The organism is Sphaerisporangium corydalis, assembly GCF_025506355.1.
Taxonomy (GTDB): Bacteria; Actinomycetota; Actinomycetes; order Streptosporangiales; family Streptosporangiaceae; genus Sphaerisporangium; species Sphaerisporangium corydalis.
In genome coordinates this window covers 20,352-32,964 of record NZ_JANZYP010000029.1, presented here as the reverse complement: position 1 = coordinate 32,964, position 12,613 = coordinate 20,352, and the positions used below count along the sequence as shown (strand labels likewise).

The following is a 12,613-nucleotide window of genomic DNA, read 5'->3' as shown; positions in this document are numbered from 1 at the left end:
TGGCTTAATGGCAGAGCGCGACAACGTGACGATTGACCGGCACCCTTAAACGCCGCTGACACCACGATATGACGGCCCCCAGACCCCCGGGATTCAGGGCATTTCCCGGGGGTCGCTCCATGCCCCGAGCATCTCCCCGGCCCGCTCGGAGAAATCAGGCTCGGCCTCAAGCATCCCGATGAACGCCAGATCGCCGGCGACCGGGCCAGAGCGGGAGTCGGAGATCTCGAACCAGACTGCGCGCCCCGTCAGGTTCTCGCGGACGCCCCATGTCGAAGCGATCTGCTCGACCAACCACAGACCACGTCCACCGTCACCGTCGACATCGGCATCTTGCACAGAGGGCACACGCTCAGGCGATCCTTCATCGATCACCTCGATACGAACCGAGCCAGTGTGTTCGGTCACGACCAGCGTCACCAGTCCGTGCGGCCTACTGCCAGAACGAGAGTGCCGCACGGCGTTGGTGAAGAGCTCGCTGACCAGCAGTTCGGCCTCGTCGACCTCCTGCCACCCATCGGCCCGCAGCGCTTCTCGGACGAATGCCCGCGCCACGTGAACCGACAGCGCTCGGCCAGGAAGATGAATCGTGCCGATTAGGCCGAGAGTCGTCATCGCGTCAACTCCCAGACACGATCCGCCGCGTGGATCGTTAGTGCTCGCACGTGCCGGTCCCGCCCGCGTCCCCACGTGAAGAACCATTGTCCGCGGGACATGATCGCCGTGACTCGGAGCGGAATGGGGACCCGTGACACCAGTAGGGCCGGTTCGCTCTCGTTCGGTAATTCGAGCGCCGTGTTCCGCCCTCGACCACGCAGATCCCATGCCAGCCGAACCAGGTGAATGAACTGCTGTTCCTGGAAGTGTGCGATCACGACCAACCTCCTGCCTGGTCAAAGGTGCCGGCGACGTAGACAGTCCTAGACCGTCACCCCGGCGCCCCGATTGACGAAATGTAGCCACACGATCGCTCTGTGTGGCCATGGAGGCGATGATGCTCTCAATCAATGCAAGCTGTCAATGCACTGTGCAGAATTTATACAGTCTGCGCATCTCCCAGACTCCTGATCGACTCCTCAGGCAAACTTGAGGCATGTCAGTGACCCATAGCCCGACCGTGCGGCTTCGGCGGCTCGCACGGGAGCTCCGCAAGATGAGAGAAAAGAGTGGATTGAGCCCTGAGGGCGCCGCCGCACGACTTGGATGGAGCCGCAGTAAGGTCAGCCGGGTCGAAACAGGTCGCACACGCGCGAGCCCCAGCGACGTCACTCAAGTGTGCGACCTGTACGGTGCTGATTCCGCAGTCCGTGCAGCATTAGTCCAGCTCGCGAAAGATGTCCAGCAACGGGGGTGGTGGACGGCTTATGCCGATGTGTTTACGGGCTCTTACATTGGCTTGGAAGACGAAGCCGCTCATATTCACCAGTGGGAAGTTCAGCTCATTCCGGGCCTTCTGCAAACCGAGGACTACGCCCGGGCGGTGATCAGCGCTGGACGACCGGACGCCTGTGACGTCGAAGATGTCCACAGGCGCGTCATGGCACGTATGGCACGGCGCACGCTTCTCAGCCGCCCCAATGCGCCCGAACTCTACGCGGTACTCGATGAGGGTGCCCTCCGCCGTCCGATCGGCGGGACGGACCTTATGTGCGACCAGTTGGAAGCACTGCTCGTCTCCGCACGCCGCTCTAATGTGACGATTCGCATCCTCCCGTACAGCATCGGAGCACACGCCGGCATGGAGGGAGCCTTCTCGATCCTGTCCTTCTCCGAGGAAGTCGACCCCGATGTGGCCTATGTAGAAGGGACGGCGGGTGATGTGTACGTCGAGGGTTCCGAGCAGGTTGACCGCTATAAGGTGGCCTTTGCGCGCATCTGTGATGCCGCTCTGCCTCCGAGCGAATCCTTGAGGCTGATCGCGGAGACGAAGGAACGCATGGCCCATGACTGATCTGACTCAAGTCCGATGGCGACGAAGCAGCTTCAGCGGCAGCGGCAACAACTGTGTCGAGGTGAGTCGCGGCTTCCCCGGGGCCGTCGCGGTCCGGGACAGCAAGAACCCGACGAGCCCTGTCTTGCGGGTCACACCCGCCGCATGGAGAGCCTTCGTCAATGGGGTCAAGGACGGGACATCGCGCTGACGCTTCACCCTCGATGAGACCGGGCTTGAACATGGAGTCGGTGCGGCCCGGGGCCTGATCGCGTGGACGCCTATGTAGAACGCGAAAACCGTACTCGACCGGACCGTAGAACCTCGGTACCGGGCTCAGATGCCGAATAGCGTGCTGGGCTGAAGCGTGAGGGCGGAGCCCTCGTCCGGGGGTCGAAGGGGGCGGAGCCCCTTGGGAAACACTGCCCGAGCCGAAGGCGAGGACGTTGCAGCCGTGCGCAGAGTGGCGGTGATCGGTTGTGGGGGTAGTGGCAAGTCCACTGTGGGACGGCGCCTGGGCGCGATTCTTGACGTCCCGGTCACGCACTTGGACGGCGTGTACTACGACGACGCCTGGAACACGCTGTCCGTGGAGAAGTTCGCCGCCGTCCAAGGGAACTGACCTCCGCGTCCGCGTGGGTGATCGACGGCAACTACGCCTCCACACTGCCCATCCGGCTCAAGGCCGCCGACACGGTCATCTTCCTCGACATCTCCCCGGCCGCCTGTCTTTGGGGGATCGTGCAACGTCGCATTCGTCTGGGTGGCGGGCAGCACGATGCCATCGGCGTCTACGACCGGATCACCTGGGAGTTCGTCCGATACGTGTGGAACTACCGTCGCGCCATGGCACCTCGGGTCCGGAGACTCATCGAGGAGCATGCCGGCCACGCCACCGTGCACGTCATCCACAGCCGGGACGAGGCCAATCGGCTACTCGACCGACTAGCGACGAGTCACCAAACGGCCTGACACCAGCGGGCAGGCCGTCCCCGGGCCAGACACCGAGCCGTCCGGGGGTCGAAGGGGGCGGAACCCCCTGGGAAACACTGCCCGAGCCGGAGGCGAGGACGTTGCCCGAGGCGAGGACGTTGGGGGTCAGCCGATTGGGAAGCCGTCTTCCAGGTAGAGGGCGCCGGTGTTGAGGCGGTGCAGGGAGGCTTTCACGCGGCGCGTGAGGATCGGCGGTAGCAGGGTGTCGAGTTCGGCGGTCTCGGCGAAGGCGAATCGGTCGAGTTCGTCGGCCGGGAGCTGAATGGTCGCCGCCTCGGCGGCGGTGATCACGCCCCCGTCGAACACGAACAGCAGGCCGGCGTCCCAAGGGGGCCGTGGTGGTACCCAGTCGACGCTGAGCATCGCCCCGAGCCGCGGCACGATGGCCAGTTCTTCGGCGATCTCGCGTACGCAGGCCGCACGCGGGGACTCGTCCAGCTCGATCATGCCGCCGGGGATGTCCCAGCCGGGCTTGTACGTCGGGTGCACCACCAGCACCCGCCCGCCTTCGTCGCGGATCAGCGCGCCTGCCGCCGCGCGCACACGTGGCAGTCCCGCGATGAAGGAAGGATCCGGATCGCCCATCCGCACACCGTACGGGACCAGGTCGTGGTCAAGAGGGCTCCCGGCCTGATGTCGTCTGTCTGGCGGAATGCCCGGCTGTCGAGCGGTATCGCCGAAATGGCCCTGCTGGGCCGGGAGCCGCGAGGGCGGAGCCCTCGTGCGGGGGTCGAAGGGGGCGGAGCCCTCCTGGGAGACACTGCCCGAGCCGAAGGCGAGGACCGAAGGCCAAACCGAAGGTCGAAGCCGAAGGCGAGGACGATAGGCGGAAAGCTGTCAGGGGGTGGGGGTGCGTTCGAGGACGCGGAGGGAGCCTTCGGTGGTGATCTCTTTGTAGTCGCCGGAGGCGAGGGCGCGCTGGAGGACGTGGAAGGGGGCCTGGCCGCCCTTGGCGGGGTCGGGGTAGATGTCGTGGAAGACCAGGGCGCCGCCGGGCAGGAGGTGTTTGGCCCAGCCCTCGTAGTCCTTGGTGACGGGCCCTTCGGAGTGGCCGCCGTCGATGAAGAGCATCGCCAGCGGGGTGTGCCAGTAGCGGGCCACCGTCTCCGAGCTCCCCACGATCGCGATCACGTGGTCCTCCAGCCCTGCCGACGCGATGGCCGTGCGGAAGAACGGGAGGGAGTCCATTTTGCCGAAACGCGGGTCCATCAGTGTGGGGTCGTGGTGCGACCAGCCGGGCTGGATCTCTTCCGAGCCCCGGTGGTGGTCGACGGTGAAGACGACCGTGCCGGTCTCGCGGGCGGCGGCGCCGAGGTAGATCGCCGACTTTCCGCAGTACGTGCCGATCTCGCAGATGGGGCCGAGAGTGCCGTAGGCGCAGGCGGTGTCGAACAATGCCGCGCCTTCGGCCGGCGGCATGAAGCCTTTCGCCCGTTCGGCCGCGTGACGCAGGTCCGGCGGCATGGACACGTGAGTCATGATTTTTCCCCTGAGTACGGCAATGCTGGTGCACCCTATCTGTCAACGTCTCCAGCGCGGGAACCGTGCCCCCTTTCTTGATCGAAACCAGCCGAACAATATTCGGGCAACCCTTGCCCCACCTGGTGGAACGTGTTCTACTTTGCTGCGTGAACCAGCGTGCTCGCATAGTGATGTCCGACGACGAGGTGACCACGTTCCTGGAGGAGTCCCGCAAGCTCCAGCTGGGCACGATCAATCCCGACGGGACACCGCACATGGTGACGATGTTCTACGGCCTCGTCGAGGGGCGTATCGGCTTCTGGACGTACGGCAAGGCCCAGAAGACGCGCAACATCGAGCGAGACGCCCGGGTGACCTGCCTGATCGAGGCCGGGGACGACTACTTCGACCTGCGGGGCGTCCTGCTGTACGGCACCGCGCGTCTCATCGACACGCCGGCCGACGTCCTCGACATCGGCATGACCATCACCAAGCGGATGACCGGAATCTCCGACGCCGAGTCCACGGAGCAGCTTCGCGGGTACGTGGAGCAGACCGGGCGCAAGCGGATCGCCTACATCGTCGAACCGGACCGAGTGGTCTCTTGGGATCATCGCAAGCTGGCGACCCCCGCTTCGGCCTAGTCTCGCTGTAGCCGTGAACACGCGAGGAGGGTTCCGATGAGAATCAAGGTCGACTACGACGTCTGCGAGGCCAACGCCGTCTGCATGGGCCTCGCGCCCGAGGTCTTCGAAGTGGACGACGACGACAACCTGAACGTCCTGCTCCCCGAGCCACCGCCGGAGATGCTCGACCGCGTGCGCCACGCGGTCCGATCCTGCCCCAAAGCCGCCCTCTCCCTCGAGTAGGCGTCCCCCAAGGAGGTCCCTTTATGCGAGCCGCGCTGTTGCACGCCGTAGGCGATGACAAGCTCGACATCCGCGACGACTTCACGCTCATGCCGGTAGGTCCCACGGACGTCCGCGTGAAGATCAGAGCGACCGGTGTCTGCCACTCGGACCTGTCGGTGATCTCGGGCGTGCTGCCCATGCCCCTCCCGGTCATCCCCGGGCACGAGGGCGCGGGCGAGGTCGTGGAGGTCGGCGACCACGTCACCTCGGTCAAGCCGGGCGACCACGTCATCATCAACTGGACGCCGGCCTGCGGCACCTGCCCCAACTGCATCGTCGGCCAGCCGTTCCTGTGCATGACCTACGTCATGGAGAGCTTCTCCCTGGCCCGGTTCCGCTACGGCGGCGAGACCCCCGCGTTCGGCATGGCCGGATGCGGCACCTGGGCCGAGGAGATCGTGGTCCCCTGGCAGGGCGCGATCAAGGTGGACCCCGAGGTCCCGTACGAGGTCGCGGCCCTGATCGGGTGCGGCATCACCACGGGCGTGGGCGCCGCGATCAACACGGCGAAGGTCAAGCCCGGTTCCACCGTCGCCGTCATCGGCTGTGGCGGGGTGGGCCTGTCGGTCATCCAGGGCGCCCGGGTGTCCGGCGCGACGACGATCCTGGCGGTCGACCCGCTGGAGTCCAAGCACGCGCTGGCCAAGAAGGTCGGCGCCACCGACGCCTGCACCCCCGACAAGCTCATGGAGACCATCGGCGCGCTGACCGGCGGCCAGGGCTTCGACTACGGTTTCGAGGTGGTCGGCAAGTCGGCGTCGATCATGTCGGCCTGGCAGGCCACCCGGCGCGGCGGCGACGTCATCGTCGTCGGCGCGGGCGCCATGGACGACGTGGTGCCCCTGACGGCCTTCAGCCTGCTGTTCGAGGGCAAGAACCTGCTCAGCTCGCTGTACGGGGGCAGCGACGTGCGGCGCGACTTCCCGTTCTTCGCCAACCTGTGGAAGGCGGGGAAGCTCGACCTGGACAGCATGATCAGTTCCCGGATCAAGCTCGCCGACCTCAACGACGCCGTCGCGGCCCTGCGGGGCGGCGACGTGCTCCGCCAGATCGTCGTCTTCGACTGACGCCGGTCCCACCCCCCGCAAAGCCGAAAGCCGCGGCCCCGCCCTTCCCAGAGGGCGGGGCCGCGGCTTCGCGCGGGGTCACTCCGAGGAGAAGGCCGCGTCGAAGGAGGCGGTGGGCGGCGTGATGGCGTTGAGGCCCCTGACGAAGCCCAGGGCCTCCGGGGCGCCGGCCAGGCGGTCCATGCCGGCGTCCTCCCACTCCACGGAGATCGGGCCGTCGTACCCGATGGAGTTGAGGGCGCGGAAGCAGTCCTCCCAGGGCACGTCGCCCCGGCCGGTGGAGACGAAGTCCCAGCCCCGGCGCAGGTCGGCCCAGGGCAGGTGGGAGGACAGCCGGCCACGGCGGCCGTCGCCCGAGCGCACCTTGGCGTCCTTGCAGTCGACGTGGTAGACGCGGTCGGCGAAGTCGAGGATGAAGCCGACCGGGTCGATCTGCTGCCAGACCATGTGCGAGGGGTCCCAGTTGAGGCCGAAGGCCGGGCGGTGGCCGATGGCCTCCAGGGCGCGCACGGTGGTGTGATAGTCGTAGGCGATCTCGCTCGGGTGCACCTCGTGGGCGAAGCGCACGCCGACCTCGTCGAAGACGTCCAGGATCGGGTTCCACCGGTCGGCGAAGTCCTGGTACCCGGCCTCGATCATGGACGGCGGGACCGGCGGGAACATGGCCACGGTGTGCCAGATCGACGACCCGGTGAACCCGACCACGGTCCGCACACCGAGCGCGGCGGCCGCGCGGGCGGTGTCCTTCATCTCCTCGGCCGCGGCGCGGCGCACCTGCTCGGGGTCGCCGGAGCCCCAGATGCGCGCCGGGAGGATCCCCTTGTGGCGCTCGTCGATGGGGGTGTCGCAGACCGCCTGCCCGACGAGGTGGTTGGAGATCGTCCAGACCTTCAGCCCGTGCTTGTCGAGGATCTCCAGCTTGCGAGGGATGTAGGTGTCGTCCGACAGCGCCTTGTCGACCTCGAAGTGGTCACCCCAGCAGGCGATCTCCAGGCCGTCGTATCCCCACTCGCCGGCCAGGCGGCACACCTCCTCGAAGGGAAGGTCGGCCCACTGGCCGGTGAACAAGGTGATCGGTCGCGTCATGTCCGCTTCTCCTTCGGTGCATACACGTGTCTCACGAGGATCCTCTGCCGGGATCCACCCGCGCCAGGGCACCGGGAAGGCGGCGCTTCCCGGGGCCCTGGCGCGGGGCAACGCTCACTGCGGGATCGGCGTCCAGCGGCTGTCGCCGGCCGCGCTCTCCTCGACGGCCGCGAGCACCCGCTGCACCCGCAGGCCGTCGGCGAACGACGGGGCCGGGTCGGTGCCCGTGCCGATCGCCTCCAGGAAGTCCTTCACCTCGTGGCTGAAGGTGTGCTCGTACCCGAGCCCGTGCCCCGGCGGCCACCAGGCCCCGGCGTACGGGTGCCCGCCCTCGGTGACCAGGATGCGCCGGAACCCGGCCTCCTCGGCGGGGAGGGTGTGGTCGTGGAACCACAGCTCGTTCATCGACTCGAAGTCGAAGTACAGGCTGCCGAGCGACCCGTTGATCTCGATGCGCATCGCGTTCTTGCGCCCGGTCGCGAAGCGGGTGGCCTCGAAGGAGGCCAGGGCCCCTCCGGAGAGCCGGCCGATGAACACCGCCGCGTCGTCGACGGTGACGTGGCCGGTCGACTCGGCGCCCGCCGAGCCGGCGGCCAGGCCCGCCGACTCCTCGGCCGTCGGCCGGTCGTTGATGAAGGTCTCGGTGAGTCCCGAGACCCCCGTCAGGAGCTGGCCGGTGACGAACTGGGCGGTGTCCACGATGTGGGAGCCGATGTCGCCGAGCGCCCCCGACCCCGCCTTGTCCTTCTGCAGCCGCCACACCAGCGGGAACTCCGGGTCGACGATCCAGTCCTGCAGGTACTGCGCGCGGACGTGGCGCAGCACCCCCAGGCGGCCCTCGGCCACGAACTGCCGCGCGAGCGCCACGGCGGGGACCCGGCGGTAGTTGAACGCCACCATGCTCCGCACGCCGCGCTCCGCGGCCCGCTCGGCGGCCGCCGCCATCGCCTCGGCCTCGGCGACGGTGTTGGCCATCGGCTTCTCGCACAGCACGTGCTTGCCCGCCTCGAGCGCGGCGATCGCGATCTCGGCGTGCGACTCACCAGGCGTGCAGACATCGACGATGTCCACATCGTCCCGCCTGATGAGGTCCTTCCAGTCGTTCTCGACCGCGGCCCAGCCAAGGCTCGCGGCGGCGGCGGCCGTACGCTCCTCGCTCCTGCCGGACAGCACGGCCATGACCGGCGCGACCGGCAGGTCGAAGAACGCGCCGACGCTGCGCCACGCCTGGGAGTGCACGCGTCCCATGAACGAGTACCCGACCATGCCGACCCCGAGCGCCGGCCTGTTGTCACTCACGAAAAAAACCCCCGATTAGGATTCGAAGCCGAGCGGCAGATACTTCTGCGCGTTCTCCTTGGTGATGGTCTCCGATGCCAGCGTGATCGACGTCGGGACGGAGTTCTCGACGAGGTCACTGAGCCCCTTGCCCTGGGCGATGAGCCGGGCGAGCTTGATGGCGGACGAGGCCATCGTGGGGCTGTAGGTCACGGTGGCCTTCAGGACACCGCTGTCGGCCGCGATGTCGCGGATCGCGTTGGCCGAGCCGGCGCCGCCGACCATGAAGAACTCGCTGCGGTTCGCCTCCTTGATGGCGGCGAGCACCCCGATGCCCTGGTCGTCGTCGTGGTTCCAGATGGCGTCGATCTTCTTGTGGGCCTGGAGCAGGTTGCTGGCCACCTGGGTGCCGGACTCGACGGTGAACTTCGCGTCCTGCTTGGCGGTGACCGTGAAGCCGAAGGTCTTGAGCGCGTCGGCGAAGCCCTTGCTGCGGTCCATGGTGAGGGGGAGCGTCGCGATGCCCTGGATCTCCAGGATCACCGGGTTGGTGACGCCCTTGTCCTTCAGGGTCTTGCCGACGTACGTGCCCGCGGCCACGCCCATACCGTAGTTGTCGCCGCCGATCCAGGTGCGGTACGACAGCTTGTCGGGGAACACGCGGTCGAGGTTGATCACCGGGATGCCGGCGTCCATGGCCTTGCGTGCGACCTGGTTGAGCTGCTCGCCGTCGTTCGGGAGGATCACCAGGGCGGCGACCTTGGCCGCGATCAGCGACTCGACCGCGGAGATCTGCTGGTTGATGTCGTTGGTCGGCTCGACCGGCTTGAACTCGACGTCGGAGTACTCCTTGGACTGCGTCTCGGCGTTCTTGGCGATGGCCGCGATCCAGCCGTGGTCGGCGGCGGGGGCCGAGAAGCCGATGACGACCTTGGTACCCGGCTGGTCGTTGTCGGTGCCGGCCGTGGTGGCCTGCGGGGCCGCGGAGCTGGGGGTGGCGGCGGGCGCGTTGCTCGTGCAGGCGGTCACGAGTGCCCCTGCGCCGACGACGGCTCCGCTGACGAGGAACCCTCGCCGGCCGACGCTCTTCTTCATGGTGACTATCTCCTTCTGATGCGGGGGGTACAGGGCCTCGGTGCGGAGACCTTCGATGTCTTGGAACCTCGCGGCCTGGTGGCTTCCCGGCGCGGCGAACGGGACCGCGGAACCCCCGCGGCCGTCCGGACGTGCCGTCATGCCCTCAGTGCGCGATCCCCGGCGCCGGGTCCTATGTTCGCGATTCCAGGCTTCGTCGCTGCAGGAGGACCGCGATGACGATGATCAGCCCCTTGGCGATGAGCTGGTCACTGGTGTTGAGGCCGTTGAGGATGAACAGGTTGGTGATGACCGTGAAGATCAGCAGCCCGAGGATCGAGCCGATGATGGTTCCCCGGCCACCGGTGAGAAGGGTGCCCCCGATGATGACCGCGGCGATCGCGTCGAGCTCGTAGAGATCGCCGTGGGTGCTGGAGCCCGTGGTGGTACGGGCCATGATGATCACTGCGGCGATGCCGCAGCACAGGCCGGAGAGCGCGTACAGCATCATCGTGTGACGCCGCACGTTGATCCCGGCGAGTCTGGCGGCCTCCGGGTTGCCGCCGACCGCGTAGGTGCGCCGCCCGAAGGTCGTGCGGTTGAGCACGATCCATCCGATCGCGACCACGAGCGCGAAGATGTAGACCAGCAGCGGCAGTCCGAGCACCCGGGTGGTCGACAGGTCGACGATGGCGCTGTTGTCCGGCTGGACGAGCTGGGTCCTGCGGTCGGACATGCGCTGGGCCAGGCCGCGCGCCGCCACCAGCATGGCCAGTGTGGCGATGAACGGCACCATCCTCCCGTAGGAGATCAGGAAGCCGCTGAGCAGCCCGGCGCCCGTGCCGACCAGGATCGCGCAGATCGCCATGACGACCGGCCCGTACGCCTGGGTGGCGAGCGTCGTGGCCCACACCGACGCCAGCGCCATGACGGCGCCGACCGACAGGTCGATGCCCCCGCCGATGATCACGAAGGTCATGCCGACCGTGATGACGCCGATCGTCGAGGCCAGCGCGAGGATGCTCACGAGGTTGGAGGAGGTGGCGAAGTTCTCCGGGGTCGTCACCAGGCCGACCACCGCCAGCAGGGCCAGCGCGACGACGAGGCCGAGGTGGCGTGCCTGCCCCACCCGGCTCAGCACGCCGGGCTGGGCGGGGACGGCCCGCGCCTGCTCCTCGACCCTGGTGTGCTCGTCTGCGGGCGGCTGGGTACTGGGCGGGGTGCCCCCTGTGGCGCGTGCGTCCGTCACAGCGCGCTCCCTTCCATGATCATGTCTAGAACGCGTGATTCGTCGAGGTCGCGTGCGTCCGACTCGTGGATGACCTTGCCCTCGCGCAGGACGAGGACCCGGTCGGCGAGGCCGAGGACCTCGGGCACCTCGCTGGACACCAGCAGCACGCCCACGCCCTCGTCCGCGAGCCGCCGGATCACGGCGTACAGCTCGGCCCGGGCGCCGACGTCGACGCCGCGGGTCGGCTCGTCCAGGAGCAGCAGTTTGCGGTCCTCGACCAGCCACCGGGCGAACACGGCCTTCTGCTGGTTGCCGCCCGAGAGGGTCCTGACCGGGCGGCGGGGGTCGGGCGGCCGGATGTCGAGCGCCTCGGCCAGGCGGACGGCCGCGGCGCTCTCCTCCTTGCGGTCGACCCAGCCGAACCGGGCGTACTTGGTGAGTCCGGCGATCGTGATGTTGCGAGCGACGGACTCGTTCATCAGCAGGGCCTGCGACTTGCGCTCCTCGGGCGCCAGTCCCATGCCGAGCCGTACGGACCTGGAGGTGCTGCCGGGGGGCACGGGCTCGCCGGCGAGCACCACCTGCCCGGCCGACGCGCGCCGCGCGCCGTACACCGTTTCGACGATCTCCGACCGTCCCGAGCCGACCAGGCCGGCCAGGCCGACGATCTCGCCTTCCCTGATGGTGAGCGAGACGTCCGTGAAGCGGCCGGGGAGCGTGAGGCCCTCGACCTTCAGCACCTCGGGGCTGTTGTCGTGAGATCCTGGGTCAGGACGCGGCGGGAAGACGTACGCGACGTCCCGGCCGGTCATCAGCGACACCACGGTGGAGGTCGGCGTGTCGCGGGCGGGCAGCCCGACGGCGGCCGTCCTGCCGTCCTTGAGCACGGTGACCCGGTCGCCGATCTCGCGGATCTCCTCCAGGCGGTGGGAGATGTAGACGACCGCGACCCCCTGCGCCGTCAGGTCCCTGATGACCCGGAACAGGTTCCCCACCTCGTCGTGCGCGAGCGCGGCCGACGGCTCGTCCATGACGATCAGGCGCACGTCGTGCGACAGCGCCCGCGCCATGCTGACGATCTGCTTGCCGGCGGCCGACAGCCGGCCGACCTCGGTCGCGGGACGCATCTCGCCGTGGCCCAGCCGCCCCAGCAGCTCCGACGCGGCCTTGTTCATCTCGCCGCGGCGGGTGAAGCCGATCGTGGCCTGCTCGTGCCCGAGGAAGATGTTCTCCGCGATCGACAGGCCGTCGACCAGGTCGAGCTCCTGGTACATGGTCGCGATGCCGGACTTGATGGCGGCGATGGGGCCGGAGAACCGCACGTCCTCCCCGCCGAAGGTGATGGTGCCCTCGTCCGGCTGGTGGGCCCCGGCGAGGATCTTGATGAGGGTCGATTTGCCCGCGCCGTTCTGCCCTAGCAGGCAGTGGACCTCGCCGGCGCGGACGTCCAGGTCGACGCCGTCCAGGGCGCGCACGCCGGGAAACTGCTTGACGATCCCGCGCATGACCAGCAGGTCGCTCACAGGGCCTCCGGAAGGGGGGTCTAGAGGGGTGTTCTGAGGGGCTGGAGTCATTGTGAGTG

General features: G+C 68.1%; 15 protein-coding genes. 7 read left to right on the top strand and 8 right to left on the bottom strand.

What is annotated here, in order from left to right; all coding sequences use genetic code 11:
• Positions 1–93: 93 nt before the first annotated feature.
• Positions 94–615 (bottom strand): ATP-binding protein, encoded by a 522-nt coding sequence (locus NYZ98_RS20550; RefSeq protein ID WP_262844456.1) that lies wholly within the window; start codon positions 613–615, stop codon positions 94–96.
• A 478-nt stretch (positions 616–1,093) separates the two neighbouring features.
• On the opposite strand from NYZ98_RS20550, the gene NYZ98_RS20545 reads away from it, so the two are divergent.
• The 4 genes from NYZ98_RS20545 (at position 1,094) to NYZ98_RS20530 (ending at position 2,902) form a co-directional block, all read left to right on the top strand.
• Positions 1,094–1,951 carry a helix-turn-helix domain-containing protein gene (locus NYZ98_RS20545; RefSeq protein ID WP_262844455.1) on the top strand — a complete coding sequence of 286 codons (858 nt, stop codon included), beginning with the start codon at positions 1,094–1,096 and terminating at the stop codon, positions 1,949–1,951.
• Positions 1,944–2,141, top strand: a complete 198-nt coding sequence (locus NYZ98_RS20540; RefSeq protein ID WP_262844454.1) for a DUF397 domain-containing protein — start codon at positions 1,944–1,946, stop codon at positions 2,139–2,141. Before NYZ98_RS20545 ends, NYZ98_RS20540 begins: the two co-directional genes overlap by 8 nt.
• Positions 2,142–2,384: 243 nt before the next feature.
• Positions 2,385–2,552: a P-loop NTPase family protein gene (locus NYZ98_RS20535; protein WP_262844453.1), complete on the top strand. Its 168-nt coding sequence runs from the start codon at positions 2,385–2,387 to the stop codon at positions 2,550–2,552.
• Between the two features lie 17 nt (positions 2,553–2,569).
• Positions 2,570–2,902, top strand: coding sequence for a P-loop NTPase family protein (locus tag NYZ98_RS20530; RefSeq protein WP_262844452.1), 333 nt, complete (start codon positions 2,570–2,572; stop codon positions 2,900–2,902).
• A gap of 126 nt (positions 2,903–3,028) precedes the next feature.
• Here NYZ98_RS20530 and NYZ98_RS20525 read toward each other — a convergent pair whose 3' ends face one another.
• Together NYZ98_RS20525 and NYZ98_RS20520 are read right to left on the bottom strand one after the other, a co-directional pair.
• Positions 3,029–3,508, bottom strand: coding sequence for an NUDIX domain-containing protein (locus NYZ98_RS20525; protein WP_262844451.1), 480 nt, complete (start codon positions 3,506–3,508; stop codon positions 3,029–3,031).
• A gap of 252 nt (positions 3,509–3,760) precedes the next feature.
• Complete coding sequence (locus tag NYZ98_RS20520) at positions 3,761–4,402, bottom strand: class I SAM-dependent methyltransferase (RefSeq protein ID WP_262844450.1); 642 nt, start codon at positions 4,400–4,402, stop codon at positions 3,761–3,763.
• A gap of 149 nt (positions 4,403–4,551) precedes the next feature.
• Here NYZ98_RS20520 and NYZ98_RS20515 point away from each other — a divergent pair, with 149 nt between their 5' ends.
• From NYZ98_RS20515 to NYZ98_RS20505, 3 genes are read left to right on the top strand one after another with little or no spacing between them, the layout of a single operon-like run.
• Positions 4,552–5,028: a pyridoxamine 5'-phosphate oxidase family protein gene (locus NYZ98_RS20515; protein ID WP_262844449.1), complete on the top strand. Its 477-nt coding sequence runs from the start codon at positions 4,552–4,554 to the stop codon at positions 5,026–5,028.
• A 36-nt stretch (positions 5,029–5,064) separates the two neighbouring features.
• Positions 5,065–5,253 (top strand): ferredoxin, encoded by a 189-nt coding sequence (locus tag NYZ98_RS20510; RefSeq protein ID WP_262844448.1) that lies wholly within the window; start codon positions 5,065–5,067, stop codon positions 5,251–5,253.
• Between the two features lie 23 nt (positions 5,254–5,276).
• The gene (locus NYZ98_RS20505; RefSeq protein WP_262844447.1) at positions 5,277–6,362 is read left to right on the top strand and encodes a Zn-dependent alcohol dehydrogenase; all 1,086 of its coding nucleotides are present in this window, start codon (positions 5,277–5,279) and stop codon (positions 6,360–6,362) included.
• Between the two features lie 78 nt (positions 6,363–6,440).
• On the opposite strand, the gene NYZ98_RS20500 is transcribed toward NYZ98_RS20505, so the two are convergent.
• The 5 genes from NYZ98_RS20500 to NYZ98_RS20480 all read right to left on the bottom strand — a co-directional run bounded on the left by NYZ98_RS20500 (position 6,441) and on the right by NYZ98_RS20480 (position 12,554).
• Positions 6,441–7,448 (bottom strand): sugar phosphate isomerase/epimerase family protein, encoded by a 1,008-nt coding sequence (locus NYZ98_RS20500; RefSeq protein WP_262844446.1) that lies wholly within the window; start codon positions 7,446–7,448, stop codon positions 6,441–6,443.
• 114 nt (positions 7,449–7,562) lie between these two features.
• Positions 7,563–8,747 (bottom strand): Gfo/Idh/MocA family protein, encoded by a 1,185-nt coding sequence (locus tag NYZ98_RS20495; protein ID WP_262844445.1) that lies wholly within the window; start codon positions 8,745–8,747, stop codon positions 7,563–7,565.
• A 15-nt stretch (positions 8,748–8,762) separates the two neighbouring features.
• Positions 8,763–9,821 carry an ABC transporter substrate-binding protein gene (locus tag NYZ98_RS20490; RefSeq protein WP_262844444.1) on the bottom strand — a complete coding sequence of 353 codons (1,059 nt, stop codon included), beginning with the start codon at positions 9,819–9,821 and terminating at the stop codon, positions 8,763–8,765.
• A 172-nt stretch (positions 9,822–9,993) separates the two neighbouring features.
• Positions 9,994–11,049 (bottom strand): ABC transporter permease, encoded by a 1,056-nt coding sequence (locus NYZ98_RS20485; protein WP_262844443.1) that lies wholly within the window; start codon positions 11,047–11,049, stop codon positions 9,994–9,996.
• Positions 11,046–12,554 (bottom strand): sugar ABC transporter ATP-binding protein, encoded by a 1,509-nt coding sequence (locus tag NYZ98_RS20480; protein ID WP_262844442.1) that lies wholly within the window; start codon positions 12,552–12,554, stop codon positions 11,046–11,048. The genes NYZ98_RS20485 and NYZ98_RS20480 overlap by 4 nt, the downstream gene beginning before the upstream one ends.
• Positions 12,555–12,613: the final 59 nt, after the last annotated feature.

What these genes read in the sequence shown, in the direction of transcription:
- NYZ98_RS20505 (WP_262844447.1), top strand. Translation starts at nt 5,277, where the DNA reads ATGCGAGCCGCGCTGTTGCACGCCGTAGGCGATGACAAGCTCGACATC.
- NYZ98_RS20545 (WP_262844455.1), top strand. Translation starts at nt 1,094, where the DNA reads ATGTCAGTGACCCATAGCCCGACCGTGCGGCTTCGGCGGCTCGCACGG.
- NYZ98_RS20525 (WP_262844451.1), bottom strand. Translation starts at nt 3,508, where the DNA reads ATGGGCGATCCGGATCCTTCCTTCATCGCGGGACTGCCACGTGTGCGC.
- NYZ98_RS20510 (WP_262844448.1), top strand. Translation starts at nt 5,065, where the DNA reads ATGAGAATCAAGGTCGACTACGACGTCTGCGAGGCCAACGCCGTCTGC.
- NYZ98_RS20550 (WP_262844456.1), bottom strand. Translation starts at nt 615, where the DNA reads ATGACGACTCTCGGCCTAATCGGCACGATTCATCTTCCTGGCCGAGCG.
- NYZ98_RS20540 (WP_262844454.1), top strand. Translation starts at nt 1,944, where the DNA reads ATGACTGATCTGACTCAAGTCCGATGGCGACGAAGCAGCTTCAGCGGC.
- NYZ98_RS20490 (WP_262844444.1), bottom strand. Translation starts at nt 9,821, where the DNA reads ATGAAGAAGAGCGTCGGCCGGCGAGGGTTCCTCGTCAGCGGAGCCGTC.
- NYZ98_RS20520 (WP_262844450.1), bottom strand. Translation starts at nt 4,402, where the DNA reads ATGACTCACGTGTCCATGCCGCCGGACCTGCGTCACGCGGCCGAACGG.
- NYZ98_RS20500 (WP_262844446.1), bottom strand. Translation starts at nt 7,448, where the DNA reads ATGACGCGACCGATCACCTTGTTCACCGGCCAGTGGGCCGACCTTCCC.